At 40.8% G+C, this 14,922-nt stretch carries 8 protein-coding genes; 1 reads left to right on the plus strand and 7 read right to left on the minus strand.

Annotation, left to right across the window (positions count from 1 at the left end; all coding sequences use genetic code 11):
* The coding region (locus tag QM867_RS05445; RefSeq protein WP_414276697.1) for a transposase at positions 1-122 on the plus strand (122 nt) is incomplete at its 5' end.
* A 100-nt stretch (positions 123-222) separates the two neighbouring features.
* Here the strand turns inward: QM867_RS05445 and QM867_RS05450 are convergent.
* The 7 genes from QM867_RS05450 to msrB all read right to left on the minus strand — a co-directional run bounded on the left by QM867_RS05450 (position 223) and on the right by msrB (position 14,848).
* Positions 223-6,450, minus strand: coding sequence for a ZmpA/ZmpB/ZmpC family metallo-endopeptidase (locus QM867_RS05450; RefSeq protein WP_414315300.1), 6,228 nt, complete (start codon positions 6,448-6,450; stop codon positions 223-225).
* A gap of 1 nt (position 6,451) precedes the next feature.
* Positions 6,452-7,015 (minus strand): TIGR01440 family protein, encoded by a 564-nt coding sequence (locus QM867_RS05455; protein ID WP_153225322.1) that lies wholly within the window; start codon positions 7,013-7,015, stop codon positions 6,452-6,454.
* A gap of 774 nt (positions 7,016-7,789) precedes the next feature.
* On the minus strand, positions 7,790-8,527 hold the full coding sequence (gene mecA / locus QM867_RS05460) for an adaptor protein MecA (RefSeq protein WP_281335364.1): 738 nt from the start codon (positions 8,525-8,527) through the stop codon (positions 7,790-7,792).
* A 358-nt stretch (positions 8,528-8,885) separates the two neighbouring features.
* Entirely contained in the window at positions 8,886-10,145 is a 1,260-nt protein-coding gene (locus tag QM867_RS05465; protein ID WP_414315301.1) for a TRZ/ATZ family protein, read from the minus strand.
* Positions 10,146-10,383: 238 nt separating this feature from the next.
* Complete coding sequence (locus QM867_RS05470) at positions 10,384-12,132, minus strand: ABC transporter ATP-binding protein (protein WP_414315302.1); 1,749 nt, start codon at positions 12,130-12,132, stop codon at positions 10,384-10,386.
* A gap of 1 nt (position 12,133) precedes the next feature.
* Positions 12,134-13,858: an ABC transporter ATP-binding protein gene (locus QM867_RS05475; RefSeq protein ID WP_414315303.1), complete on the minus strand. Its 1,725-nt coding sequence runs from the start codon at positions 13,856-13,858 to the stop codon at positions 12,134-12,136.
* A 51-nt stretch (positions 13,859-13,909) separates the two neighbouring features.
* On the minus strand, positions 13,910-14,848 hold the full coding sequence (msrB, locus tag QM867_RS05480; RefSeq protein ID WP_414284383.1) for a peptide-methionine (R)-S-oxide reductase MsrB: 939 nt from the start codon (positions 14,846-14,848) through the stop codon (positions 13,910-13,912).
* Between the last annotated feature and the right edge of the window lie 74 nt (positions 14,849-14,922).

The following is a 14,922-nucleotide window of genomic DNA, read 5'->3' on the forward strand; positions in this document are numbered from 1 at the left end:
TCATTAAGGTCATCAAGCGCAATGCTTTTGGCTTCCGGAACTTTGAAAACTTTAAAACTAGAATCCTCATTGCTTTGAACATCAAAAAGGAGAGAACCATGTTGGTCCTCTCCAGGTTATAACTTTTTATCAACCCACTACAGTTGACAAAGAGCCGTTATAACTTTTTATCAACCCACTACAGTTGACAAAGAGCCCTAATAAGCAGATGAGAGTTTTGGATTATTTAAAGATAGAAGTTTTAAAGCTATCTGTTTGTTGAAGAAGTTTCTTGAAGACTTTTTCTTTCAAAGCAACAGTATTATCAAATTTGACAGAGCCCTTACTTAGAGTAGCCTTATCTTTATCAACTGCTTCAGCAAATGCACGTTTCAAGTCTTCATAGCTATTGTATGTTTTACCATCAATTTCAATAGATTGAATTCCATTTTTGGCACTTGTCACCACTTCTTTGAAGTAAGCTTTCTTCCATTCTTCAAGATTGTTGAATTTTCCTTCAGAAATCTTGCTAATGATGAAGTCATCACCTAGAGTATCTTTACCAGCTTTTTTAGATTCAGCTTTTAGCATGTTAGAAGCATAGTTTAGGAAGCCTTTTTCATAGCCATAGTAACCCCAGATTCTGAAAGTATTGTGTTTAAATGACATCGCTCCTGGAGCACCTTCACTTGTATTACCACCATAGATACCAGTCATCATTGGAACATTCACATAAGCAGAATCAAAGTCAGTAGGATTATAAACTCTGTTACCTGGACCGCGGTTAGTCATGAAGTTGTTCGTAATTAAGTCATCTACTGTGCGTAAAGGAATAGCTTTTTCCTCATCACTTAAAGGTCGAACCTTGTCGAATTGGTTCTTGGTGTTATTTCCTCGGTATTGCTTATCAACCTTCTTGAACCAAGCATTGTTTAAATCTTGATTTGCTTTATCGAGGACAGCCTCTCCTTCAAGATAATCCAGAAGCATAAGAGTGTCGTTGTAGCCCTTCATGTAACGATCAATTTCGTCACGTGACTTCAGATCATTTGGATTGGTGTTATACCATTGATTGCCATCGTTTGGACGTTCATAAGCCATGTTGAGACCTAGGGCTTTGTATTCACCATTTGGATTTGATACTGATGGAGTTTGCAACATTCCTTGTGCAAATGCTTCCAAATCAGTACCTTCACGGTGTCTTGAGCCACCCAAGTATACCATACGGTCATTTACGTGAGTTGTTTCGTGGGTAAAGGCAGAAACCCCAAAGTCACTAATCATATCCGTAACCATGAAGAAGACAGAATCATCTTTATATGGATTCTGATAAACGCGAGCCACAGCTCCCATACGCCAGTCAGTCGCATGATAACGTCCTGTAGGTCCGTATAATTCACGGATAGGCGCCACATCTTTACCACTATTAGTGTGACCGTATTTATCAGTACTAATATCTTTATAGTTTTGGTTATCCAAAACAGGTGTTGGAACCATGTTGTTGCTCTTCAAAAGTTGATTACGAACTTTATCGATTGATAGACGTGACCAGAAGTCTAAATAATTCTGTTGACCTTTTGCAACCTTATCGATTTCAGCTTTAAAGGCATTACGTTCTGCTTCAGTATACTTACCATATTTTTCAAATGAACTATAAGCCATTGTATTGTAAGTTGAAATCAAGAACATATGGGCATCTTTCAAGTTCAAGAGTGGCAAGATCATCTTACCATGCACATCGTTGTTTAAACCTTCGTAGGCTCTGTGTTTCTTATCGGCAAACTCAGGAGTTGTTGTTTTTGGTTCAACGATATAGACATTGTCTTTGGTTGCTTTGATGAACCAATCATTTAGGTCTTTGTCTTCTGTGAATAGACGCATATTATAGTCTAAGAAACTGTTTAACTCGCCGATACCGATAACTCCACCGATAACTCCACCGATAGCTTCACGATAAGCTTCTAGAGTTCTATCACCTTTAATGTTACTTTCCTTAGAACCAATCTGAATCAAGAAGTCTAACACACTTACATTTTTACCATAGAAGTCTGGTTTGAACAACATGAGTTGCTTGATATTGAAGTTATCAAACTTTACTCCGTAATAACGGTTAAGGTAAGATAGACCAAGGAGAACCGCTGCCTTGTTATCATCAATTTTCTTGATCAAAGCACGTTTAGCAGCCTCATCTGTGTTTAATTGATGATCTTCATTTTCAAGCAACTGTTTCACAAATTTAGCCAGATTATCCTTGACTTCTTTGAAGCTTTCTTCTAGGTAAAGATCTTTGATAGCGTTAACTTTATTTGGTCCTGTTCTACCAAGTTTTTGGTAAATTGGATCTGATTGTAGCTCAACTGGACTTAATTTTTCAACGATAGCATTGATAAGATCGCTACGGTCTTTGTCAACCATATTAGGTGTGTAAACAACTTCTCCAAGTTCAGCAATGCTGTACTCTTTCACTTGTTTAACCTTAGATTCTTTCAGAGAAACAGTAAAGATGTCTTTGGTCTTGTCAGCATAATGCACCAAAATGTGGTCAGCATCAGCCAATTCTGTCACAAAGGCATTGCCTTTCATGGCAGTTACAGACAAGATTTCTTTAGTCAAGAGAGGACTGCCTGCAGCCAATTTGTTTCCTTGGTTTACGATCCATTCTTTATTATAGAAAGGTTGTAATTTTTCGATATTACGGTAGGCAAGTTCACGAGAGGCATCGTAATCTTGAGTATCTTTATAAGTATCAGCTTTTACTTTCTTATTATTGAGAGTATCCTCAACAAGAGGTTTAATTTCAAACGTATCAGCAGTGATACCGAATTCAGCGATCTTTTTATTTGCTTCTTCAAGACTGATTTCTTGAATTCTGTTAGTACGAGAACGTTTGAATGAACGTTTACCAGAGCTGACATCTTTAACAACATAGTTTCGCTCAATCCAATCGTTTGTATAGTAACCGTCTTCTTCGTCTAAGTCTTTTGAACCGTAGAACTCTTCACCATTTTCAACTTTCATCATTGAAACAGTATCAGCAACTCTACCCCATGTCCAGTTTTTACTAATGAATCCACCAACCTCAACAGGTGTCTTAACATTAATGGTTCCTTTAGTAACAGCATTACGAACAGAAGCATACTTGTCGATTCCATTAGGATCCGAACCATTATCAGATCTAGCAAGAAGACCACCAACACGAGCTTTATTTGCTGTAATATCAGCATCTACATAAGCGTGTTTGATATTCCCTCTCCAAATTTCACCGGCAATACCACCAATATCCCAGCCTTTGTCACCAACACCAGTAAGTTTACCAATGAATGCGACATTTTTAAGTAGGCCACCAACATCTGCTTTATTGACAATACCAGCAATACCATCTTTACCAAGAACACTACCAGTCACCTTGACATTCTCAACTGTAGCATTTTTAATCGTTCTTGCAAGTGGTGAAATATTTTCAGCCCAAGGCATATTGATATCAACGTTACCTAGGTTAACATTTGTAACCGAGCCACCCTCGATATTATCGAACAATTGACGAGCCATATTGTGGATTGTGTACTGCTTTCCTTCAACACTTGTTAAAGTTCCACTAAACTTACCAGGTACATATTGTTTATTTGGTGTTGGAACATTAGCTGCATTAAGATCAGCACCTAGTTTAAATGTTCCATTTTTATTGTCCTGCATGGCCTTTACAAGATCATTGAAATCGTAATAAACATCACCTTCATGAGCTTTTGGCTTAGCAAAGTAATGGACATATTCTTGACTGAACTTGTTGTCTGAATTACGCTGAATTAAATCAGGGGCTTGGGCAGTTACTTTGTACAATGTTTTACCATCTACAGTAACTTCTTCAATCTTGTCAACAGCTAGTCTTGTAACCTTGTTATCATGAGTTGTCACTTTCAAGTAATAAGGTTTAACATCTGATGGTTTAGCTGACAATAGACTATTATCAGTTTCTACACCTTGGTCATCAACACTGATAAGGCTGGTTTCCTTGATATTTTTGACTTCGACTTTTTTGAGATCAAGTCGCAGTGGTTCTTCCGTGAGAACAACTTCTTCGTTCCCATTTCCACGATCGTAAACCATCTTGGTTGCAATCTTGTAGTCCTTGTAGTATTTCAAGTCTGTAAGATTAGCAGTCAAATCTCCCTCAGACATGTTGACTGTTTGAAGGCTAGTGTCTCCGTCTTTCAAGACAACTTCAAGAGATTTAATGGTTACACCTGTTGGTTTGACCAATTGGTAACGAACCTTGGCACTACGCTCTAATTCTTCTTTATCAATTTGAGTAATTGTCAACGTTGGCGCAGCGAGGACTTGATCACCTTTCTTAATGAGACGATCTTGCGCAGCTTCGACAACTTCCTCTGAAATAGTTGGAGCATCCGCAGTTTTCACGCCCTTAAGAGTCTTATAGACTTTGGTAATCTTTTTCTTACCGTTTTGACCAGCTTGAGCAACAACTTCTGTTCCCTTCGGAAGAGTGCTGTCTACTTCTGTTCTTGTCTCGAAAGGAATTTCTTCAAATGAAACTTCTTCAACTTTACCTTCAATAGCCTTGGTACCACGACTAATTTTTTCGTTTACTGGAGCCTTAACAGTTTCTGTACTCGTGCTGATTGGGTCCCCAACTTTTTGGCCATTGACTGTCTTATAGACACGATGAATCAGCTGACTTCCTGCTTGACCATTTTGAATTACTGTTTCTTCATCAGTGTAGCGAGTATCGTCATTTACATACTCTCTTGTATATGGAACTTCTACAGTTTCAGTTTCTGTGATAGTTGCTTCAGCTACTGTATACTCTGGTAATTCTGGCTGAACTAGGGATTCACCTTCGTGGCCTTCTTCTTGAGTTCCTTTTGCTGTGATTTCGCCGGTGTAGGCGGGGTTTTCTGGCTGAACTAGAGATTCGCCTTCGTGGCCTTCTTCTTGCGTGCCTTTGGCTGTAATCTCGCCGGTATAAGCTGGAGCTTCTGGTTGAACTAGGGATTCACCTTCATGACCTGATTCTTGAGTTCCTTTAGCGCTAAGTTCGCCTGTATAGGCTGGTAATTCTGGCTGAACTAAAGACTCACCTTCGTGACCTGATTCTTGAGTTCCTTTAGTACTAATCTCACCTGTGTAAGCTGGCAATTCTGGTTGAACCAAAGATTCGCCTTCGTGGCCTGATTCTTGAGTACCTTTGGATGTAATCTCGCCGGTGTAGGCTGGGGCTTCTGGTTGAACCAGTGATTCACCTTCGTGGCCTTCTTCTTGAGTTCCTTTAGCGCTAATCTCACCGGTGTAGGCTGGCAATTCTGGTTGAACCAAAGATTCGCCTTCGTGGCCTGATTCTTGAGTACCTTTGGATGTAATCTCGCCGGTGTAGGCTGGGGCTTCTGGTTGAACCAGTGATTCACCTTCGTGGCCTTCTTCTTGAGTTCCTTTAGCGCTAATCTCACCGGTGTAGGCTGGCAACTCTGGTCGAACCAAAGATTCGCCTTCGTGGCCTGATTCTTGAGTGCCTTTAGCGCTAAGTTCGCTGGTATAGACTGGCAATGCTGGCTGAACTAGGGATTCGCCTTCGTGACCCTCTTCTTGGGTTCCTTTGGCTGTAAGCTCGCCGGTGTAGGCTGGCAATGCTGGCTGAACCAAAGATTCGCCTTCGTGGCCTGCTTCTTGCGTTCCTTTGGCTGTAAGCTCGCCAGTGTAGGCTGGCAACTCTGGTTGAACCAGAGATTCACCTTCATGGCCTGATTCTTGAGTTCCTTTAGTACTAATCTCACCTGTGTAAGCTGGCAATTCTGGTTGAACCAGAGATTCACCTTCATGGCCTACTTCTTGAGTTCCTTTAGCAGTAGCAATTTTCTCTGGTTGGTCTTGGAAATCTGATGCTTTAAAGTAACCGACGTATTCGTATCCTTCGATTTGAATGACACCTTTTGCCAAGTCCTCTTGACTACTTGCTGCAATCGTTTGATTGTAGGACACTAGGATTTTATTCTCAAATGCTTGAGCTGACTGAGGGATAAAGTAACTACCACCTAGCGCTCCAATAAAGAGAAGACCCAACATTTTATTGCGGTGTTTTTTAGACATCACCACAACAACCAAAGACGCTGTTGCAAATCCAAGAGTTGCCAGTGCTAACTCCTCGCTTCCAGTGTTCGGCAATTGTTGAGAATTCACTTCCTTCTTTCTGTAAACAAGATAGACAACATCATCTTGCTTTAAATCAGAAGGAAGTTCGCGATGGATTAAAGCTTTTTCTGCTTCTGTCAATTCTTGCTCAGCCAAATAACGGTAATGAACTTGGCTAGGTGTCGCTACTTCGTTAGCTGCAACAGTTTCAACTAAAAAGTTATTTGCCCCCAAAAGAAATGTCCCGATAACCGCAGAACCTACACCAACTGAGAACTTCCGAATAGAGTATTTAATGACTCTATCAAACTGCATTTTTCTGTTTTTCATTTTAAATCTTTCTAATGTGATCTATTGGATATTGAGCACGCGCCCCTCCAATGAGTTTTGGTCGACTAGCAAGTGCTGTCACATGAGCCAGACCAATCTCTCTTAAGACTGGTCGAATGGGTACCTGAACATGTTTGATATGCATACCGATAGCTGTATCACCAATGTCTAGACCAGCATCTGCCCTGATAAATTCGACCTCCACGGGATCCTTCATATAGCGAAAGGCGGCCAATTGACCAGAACCTCCTGCATGTAAGGTCGGGAGTACACTCACAATCTCCAACTGATGTTTTATAGCTACTTCTCGTTCAACAACTAAAGCCCGATTGACATGTTCACAACCTTGAACAGCCAGGTGAATTCCCTTAGCCGTCAACAGTTCCAACATAGTCTTGACAATAAGTTCACCGATTTCCTGACTCGAATCTTTTCCGATGTGTCCTCCCAGCACTTCACTCGAAGACAAACCCAAGACAAATAGTGCTCCCTCCTGTAAAGAAGCCTTGTCTAGTACATCTTCAAGAATCTGCTGTGTTTCTATTTGAATCCGTCTTTGGTCCATATTTCACCTCGCTTTTTTCATTCTATCATATCGTTTTTCATCAATTTTAGCAAGATTGGAAGACATAGGAATACCAATTGCTAGGATTCAAAAACTATATGAGGGCTCTTTTCAAAAACTGATTCAAATTTTATCTATTTTCAAATATAAACTAAAATTATACTTTGAAAACAAAAAAAATATAATAGTTTAGTAAAATCGTTGCTGTAGCAACATTTACACCTAAAAGATTTGTCAGTCAATTCGATTCTAAACTACCGAAAGTAACTTCCTCCATTCTACCCCATTTCTTACTTTTAAGCTACTAATTTACCTTATTTTTTGGACTTTTTTTCTACTTCGTACTAACCTTTGTCCATTCAGAAAATTTTCATGAAATTATGCTAAAATTTTAATTCTGCTATCAAATTATAATATAGCAATTTTTTGAATACAAACTGTATCCAATTTTTAAAAAATAGATTTTACAGAGAAGATAACAAAAGGCGGGGGGTGGGACAGAAATCGATAGACAAAGTCTCGATTTCGTAGTCCCAGCCCCGCGAGGATGATTAGGAGCTTTTTGGAGTCTAATACTCAATGAAAATCAAATAGCAAACTAGGAAGCTAGCCGCAGGCTGTACCTGAGTACGGCAAGGTGACGCTGACGTGGTTTGAATTTGATTTTCAAAGAGTATAAAAGACGAACAAAAAGTTCAATCATCTACCGCGTCAAAGTTTGATTGCTAATAAAAAGTGAGGTCGGGATCTTTTGTCCCAACCTCTTTTTCTAGATTAAACTTTTTGGAGTCCTTGGACAGCATCGTGGTTGATGATGATTTGACCGTATTCTTGGAGAACTGAACGGCTGATATCACTATCATCAGCAAATTCACGCATGCGAGCCAATAACCAAGCTGGATAAAGACTTGGATGATCTTCTACATCAACCAAAACTGTTAGATAGTATTGGTCGTTCATTTTGTAAAGTTCTGAAGTCTCCATTTGGTAGTCAACCGTTTTGGCAAAAGAAACCAAACTAGATAAATCGTCAAAATGTAAGATGTAGTAGATATAAGGCTCTCTTTTTCCTTCTTCTACTTCGAGGGCTTCATCAAGTGCTGCTTCTTCTTCCTTTTCAACCTGCTCTAAAGATTGAATAGCTTCAATATCATCTTTGGTTTTTTCTGCCATGGTTTTCTCCAAGGTTTTCAAAAACTCATCTGGAGACATTTTGGCCAATTCATCCATATCTGGAAGGTCTGCCAAATCGTCAAAATCTAAATTCTGGTCGATCTTAGATTTTGTCACAAAAACATCAACCTTGTCTGGCTTAGGTGTTACTCGGAAGCTGAGCATGCCCGTATCCAAGAAGCTATCTGGCATCTCCAGCTCATCCAAGATTGCATAGAAAAATTCTTCTGTTTTCTCTTGCGGAACGAGAAAGTCTGCGATTTCCATTCCACGATCCATCAAATCTTCTAAAGACATGGTGATTTTTAAAGTCGTATCACTGATTTGTTTCATTTTCATAGTTCGTAACCTCATACTTTCAGTTCTATCTATTATACAAGATTTCACAGATTTTATCAAAAGAATGGCGTTGGGTTATCGATTACTATCTAGTATAGAATACTTATTACGCTATCACACTCTTTTTTATCAAAGATAAAACACTTCATTATGCACTTGACCTAGTTCGTGCAAGGATTAAAAGAGGATAAAGGTCTGTATCCCTTTCAAAAATGTTCAAATTAAATATTATGTAACAAAAAGAAGACCTTACAGAGTCTTCTTTTTTTCTTTACGGACTACACAATAAATACCCACTCAATAAGCTTGTTAGAGCAAACGAAGTCAAGTCGATACTGACCTAGCTTAAAAAATCACTTTATAAATCTACTGTTAGTACCTTCCCAGCTCTCACGACTTGCTCACCTGCAATATAGACGTCATCAACATCACTGGATTTGACAGCATAAACGAGGTGAGACAGCATGTTTTCTTGAGGTTGGAGATGGATTTTTCCTTGAGGTTGAATGACTAGAAAATCTGCTTGCTTGCCGACTTCCAGGCTACCAATCTCATCTTCCATTCTCAACACCTTAGCTCCCTCGATAGTCAGAGCCTTGAGGGCAGTTTCGATTGGAAATTGGCTAGCATCGCCACTTTTCATTTTCTGTAAAAGAGCTGCGGTCCGTCCTTCCTCAAACATATCAAGGTTATTGTTAGAAGCAACTGAGTCAGTCGCAATACCGACTGGCACTCCTGCCTTTTGAAGTTGGACGACTGGTGCAATTCCCGAAGCTAGTTTGAGATTGCTGATAGGATTGTGGGCAATGGCAACTTGCGAATCTGCCAAGCGGGTAATTTCTGCTTCATTCAACTCCACACCGTGGGCAAATACAGCCTGATGATCTAAATACCCAAGTTCATCTAGAAAGGCTATTGGACGTTTACCATAACGTTTCAGGATAATGCCTGACTCTTCCTTTGTTTCTGCCACATGGATATGAAGTGGAATATCTTCTTCTTTTGCTAGATTCAAACTAGCTTCCAGCAATTCTCGACTACAACTATAGGGCGAATGAGGGGCCACCATTACCTTGAAATTGGGATTCTGATAGCCTTTGATTGTCTCAATAACATCTCGTGTTCTTGCTATGGTCTCATCAGTCGTCTCCATGTCTGAAGAAAAGAGGGTTGGAGAAAAATAGCAACGCATCTTGGAAGCCTTGACCACTTCATAAATCTTCTCTATCTCCACTCCATTGGGATTGTACATATCATTGAAAGTTGTCGTTCCTGACTGGAGCATCTCTGTCAGCGCCTCTTTAACGGCCTTTGTAGTCATCTCTGGTGTGAATTCTGCTTCTGCCGGCCAGATATAGTTCTCCAGCCATTCATGGAGATTGCTATCATCACGAATGCCTCTCAAGCCTGTCATGGCAGAGTGGGTATGGCAGTTAACCAAACCAGGTATGATCCAAGCACCCTGATAGTCTATGATTTGATCTGCTTGCTTGAGAATTTCTTGATTTTCCTGACCGACATAGACGATTTGAGAATTTTCAAGAGCTAAGATACCATCCAGGTAGACATGGAAATCTTGGTCACAAGTCACGATATTTACACGCTGAAAGACTTTCATCAATAGGCTCCTTTTCTAAATTATACTCTTCGAAAATCTCTTCAAACCACGTCAGCTTTATCTGCAACCTCAAAGCCGTGCTTTGAGCAACCTGCGGCTAGTTTCCTAGTTTGCTCTTTGATTTTCATTGAGTATTAGCTTTCATACTAGATAATTTTCTAGCTATTGTAACAAAAAAGTCACCCGAAGGCAACTTTTATTCTGTATTTGCTTATTTGCTTTATAAACGATTAAAAGTCTATTCTGGACTAAAAGCAGCTGCTTCTTGCATTTGATAATATTTACCTTTTCTCGCCATGAGTTCCTGATGATTGCCATGTTCGACAATATCACCATCCACCAAGACAAGAATCAAATCAGCATCCTGAATGGTTGACAAACGGTGGGCGATGATAAAGCTTGTCCGCCCCTTCATGAGTTTGGCAAAGGCGTCCTGAACCAGCACCTCGGTACGGGTATCGATGGATGAAGTCGCCTCGTCTAAGATAAGAATCTTTGGAATGGCTAGAAAGACACGGGCAATGGTTAAAAGCTGAGCCTGACCAACAGACAAGGATTCACCAGCATTTTCAAGCTTGGTATCATATCCCTGTGGCAATTGTTGGATAAAGAAATCTGCATTAGCCGCCTTAGCTGCTGCAATGACCTGCTCTCGGCTAGCATGAGGATTGCCAAAGGCAATATTGTCATGAATGGTTCCTTGCTTGAGCCAAGTTTCTTGAAGAACCATCCCAAACTGCTGTCTCAATGATAATCGGGTATAGTCATAAATCGAATGACCATCTAGCAAAATATCTCCAGAGTTAATCGGATAAAAACGCATGAGGAGATTGATGAGGGTGGATTTCCCAGCACCCGTTGGTCCTACGATAGCAACCTTACTACCAGCTGGAATATCAATAGACAAGTCCTTAATCAAGATTTTTTCTGGAGTATAGCCAAAAGAAACATGCTTAAAGGAAATAGCTCCCTTGACTTGGTCGCTGTTCAATTCTTTAAGGCCAGTTTCTGTAATCTCAGGGCTTTCTAAAACAGTATAAACACGTTCTGCACAAGCCAATGCACTCTGCAACTCGGCTAAGACCGATGAAATATCATTAAAAGGCTTAGTGTACTGTTGCACATAGTTCAAAAAAGTTACTAAACGCCCAACTGTCAAAGTGGAGCCCATCATGATACGGAAGGCTCCAACACCAGCTAGTAGGGCATAAATGAGGGCATTGACGAAACGAGTCGAAGGATTGACTGTTGATGAATAAAAGATGGCTGACTGAGAATAACCTGCATAGCTATCATTTGCCTCATAAAGTCTCTCTATAAATTCTTCCTGGGCATTAAACGACTGGATAATGTTCTGCTGGGTGAGGGATTCTTCTATCAGCTGGGTTTGAATACCCCTAGTCTCCGTTTGCTTTTGAAAGAGATGGTAGGATCTCTTGGCAATAAAGCGTGAAATGACCATAGATAGAGGTGTTAAGAGCAGAACCAAGAGAGTCATCAAGAGATGAATTTGAAGCATGGCAAGGATGCTTACCAAAATCATCAGAATTCCGATGAAAAATTGATTGAAAATCATGTTCAGTCCAGCTGCCAACTGCTCGATATCTGTCGTTACACGGCTGACCATTTCTCCACTCCCCTGTCTGTCTACAAGGGCAATCGGTAAACGATGGAGTTTTTCAATGATTTTCTCTCGCAAATCTTTGGTGTAGGAGAAAATCAGTCGATTATAGAGGAGAGGGTTGGCCCATTGTACTAGTGTATTTCCTATCACCACCAATATCATCTGGAGAAAAATCTGCCAAAACATCTGAGATGAGCTCGTCACTAGGACTTGGTCAATTACCTGTCCAATCAAGATTGGCAGATAGATTGATAGGGCTACTTGGGCAATGGTTCCCAAGAAAGCCAGGAAAAGAAGGACGGGATGACTTGCTAAATCTTTTGCCAAACGTTTGAGGGTTTGACTTGCATGTTTACCTTTCATTCTAGTCCTCCTTTCCATGTTGGGATGCATTGATTTCACGATAGACTTGACTAGATTTCATCAATTCCTCATGATTTCCAAGTGCTAATTGCTGACCTTTTTCTAAAAGGAGAATTTGGTCTGCAATCTTCAAGGTTGAGGTCCGTTGGGAAATCAAGATCAAGCTGGTGTTTGGCAAGTTTTCCTGAATAGCTTTCAGAAGATTGGACTCGGTGATAGTATCAAGAGCTGACGTCGCATCATCCAAGATGAGAAATGGTGCTTGATGCAAGACTGCTCGGGCAATCGACAAACGTTGCTTTTGTCCACCTGAGAAATTACGACCGCCTGCTTGGACTTCTGCGTCCAGCTGGCCTTCCTTTTCACTGACAAAGTCCTTGGCTTGAGCAATTTCCAAAGCCTTCCAGAGTTCTTGGTCAGAGACATGTTCTTCCATACCCAAGGTCAAATTGGAACGAATCGTTCCCTTAAAGAGTTCAACCTTTTGAGGGACATAGGCTATCCAAGACCGCCATTGGGCAAGATTTTGAGGACTATTCCCAGCCTGGTAAAGGGCAATCCAACCACTATCCGGTTGGTACAAACCGAGAAGAAGCTGAACTAAAGTCGATTTACCAGAACCAGTTCCTCCGATAATCCCAAGAATCTCCCCTTGTTGCATATCAAAAGAAAGATTTCTCAAGGATGGTTGGGCAGCATCTGGGTAGGTAAAGCTCAAGTGATGAACATGTAAAACTTGATTCCGAGACACTTTCCCCACCTGAATCTCAGAATGAATATCTTCAGGTTCTTCAGCGAAGACTTCCTCAATACGCTTAGCTGATATATAAGACTGGTTGAGTGAATTAATGAGCATGGCTAGTTTAATCAACTCTACCAAAATTTGTAAGAGATAGTTGATCAGGGCAATCAAAGCACCCTGACTGAGCCAGCCTCCCTGAATAGAAATATAACCATTCCAGATAATCACCAGCAAAGTTCCGTTGACGATCAAATAGGTCAATGGGGTCAAGAGACTAGACCAGTATCCTGTTTTCATTTGGATAGCCGTATAGATTTGGTTGAGTACTTGGAAATGTTCAATTTCTCGTTTTTCTTGGCCAAATGCTCGAATCACACGCATACCTTGTAGTTGTTGGCGTGTTTCCTGAACCAACTGGTCAGTTTTCTTTCTCAAACTACTGTAAAGAGGATTGACCAAACGAGATAACACGACAATGACAAGGGTCAAAATGGCAACCATGACCAAGAACCAGAAGGTCAATTCAGGCGAGAGGCGATAGGCCATGAAAATGGCACCGAAAACAATAATAGGCGCCCTTAAAAATAAGCGTAAAAATTGATTGATTCCTGTCTGAATCTGGTAGGTATCTGAAGTCAAACGCGTCACCAAACTCGAGGTCGTTAAACGGTCTCTACTATCCTTGGGCAAGGAAAGAATATGACGATAGAGGTCATTGGTCAACTCCTTGGTAAAGCCGACAGCTGCCTTGGCTGAGTAAAACTGGGCAACTAGGGCAACTAGGACGCCGATAACTGCAAAAACAAAGAGGAGACCCATTTGCAGCCACAGATGCCCCTGATCTTTTTTGGGGATAGATTGGTCGACAATCCCAGCTATCACCATGGGAACCAAGAGTTCAAAAACGGCTTCTAGCAGCTTAAACAAGGGTGCTAGAAAAGACTCCTTGAGGTAAGGTTTTAAGTAAGAAAGTAATTGTTTCATGTGTCCCTTCTATATTTTCAAAATGAAGAAGGTGGAAAAACCACCATCTTTTTACTTATTCAAATATGGAAGCAGGTAGCCATAACCAGCCTCTTCCATTTCATCCTTAGCAATGAATCGTAAGGATGCAGAATTGATACAATAGCGTAAACCACCTAGTTCCTGAGGTCCGTCTGTAAAGACATGTCCCAAGTGAGCATTTCCTGAACGTGACCGGACTTCGATACGCTCCATACCGTGACTCAAGTCCTGGTAGTAATGGATGAGTTCCTTGGAAATAGGACGGCTAAAACTTGGCCAACCACAGCCTGAGGCAAACTTATCCTTGGCAAAGAAGAGGGGCTCACCAGTCGTGATATCGACATAAATTCCTTCCTCAAAAGTTTGGTCATAAGCATTGCTAAAGGGAGCTTCCGTAGCAGCTTCTTGGGTGACACGGTAGGACTCTTCTGACAAATTTTCTCGTAACGTTGCCTGACTAGGCTTTTCATAGTTGGCGGCATCTATCAGTGGTTTTTCAGCATCTCTCACATCAATGTGGCAATAACCACCAGGATTTTTCTTGAGGTAGTCTTGGTGATAGTCTTCAGCCAGGATATAGTGACGGAGTTTCTCCACTTCTACCGCTATCTTGCGACCGAGCATGCGCTCCTGCTCTTGGACAAGAGCATAGATAGTCGGTAAATCCTTTTCATCTAGGTAATAAATCCCTGTGCGGTACTGACGACCACGGTCATTCCCTTGTTGGTTGAAAGATAAAGGATCAATGACTCGGAAATAATAAAGCAAAATCTCACGGAGCGACACTGTCTTTTCATCATAGATAACTTGCACAGTCTCTGCGTGATCTGTTTCTTTAATTAATTGATAATTGGTAGTTTCTACCTGACCATTAGCATAACCAACACTGGTTTGCAACACTCCAGAAATACGGGAAAAGTATTCCTCTAAGCCCCAAAAGCAACCACCTGCTAGATATATTTCTGCCATCTCATACCCCCTTGACCATCTATCGGTCAGCAAAAGTGGGAAACATTTCATATCCCATCTTTCATTTTCAAAAA

The sequence above is a fragment of the Streptococcus infantis genome (assembly GCF_047463635.1).
GTDB classification, from domain to species: domain Bacteria; phylum Bacillota; class Bacilli; order Lactobacillales; family Streptococcaceae; genus Streptococcus; species Streptococcus infantis_W.

Coding starts and splice junctions, on each gene's coding strand:
- QM867_RS05475 (WP_414315303.1), bottom strand. CDS start 13,858: ATGAAACAATTACTTTCTTACTTAAAACCTTACCTCAAGGAGTCTTTT.
- QM867_RS05455 (WP_153225322.1), bottom strand. CDS start 7,015: ATGGACCAAAGACGGATTCAAATAGAAACACAGCAGATTCTTGAAGAT.
- QM867_RS05450 (WP_414315300.1), bottom strand. CDS start 6,450: ATGAAAAACAGAAAAATGCAGTTTGATAGAGTCATTAAATACTCTATT.
- QM867_RS05465 (WP_414315301.1), bottom strand. CDS start 10,145: ATGAAAGTCTTTCAGCGTGTAAATATCGTGACTTGTGACCAAGATTTC.
- QM867_RS05470 (WP_414315302.1), bottom strand. CDS start 12,132: ATGAAAGGTAAACATGCAAGTCAAACCCTCAAACGTTTGGCAAAAGAT.
- mecA (WP_281335364.1), bottom strand. CDS start 8,527: ATGAAAATGAAACAAATCAGTGATACGACTTTAAAAATCACCATGTCT.
- msrB (WP_414284383.1), bottom strand. CDS start 14,848: ATGGCAGAAATATATCTAGCAGGTGGTTGCTTTTGGGGCTTAGAGGAA.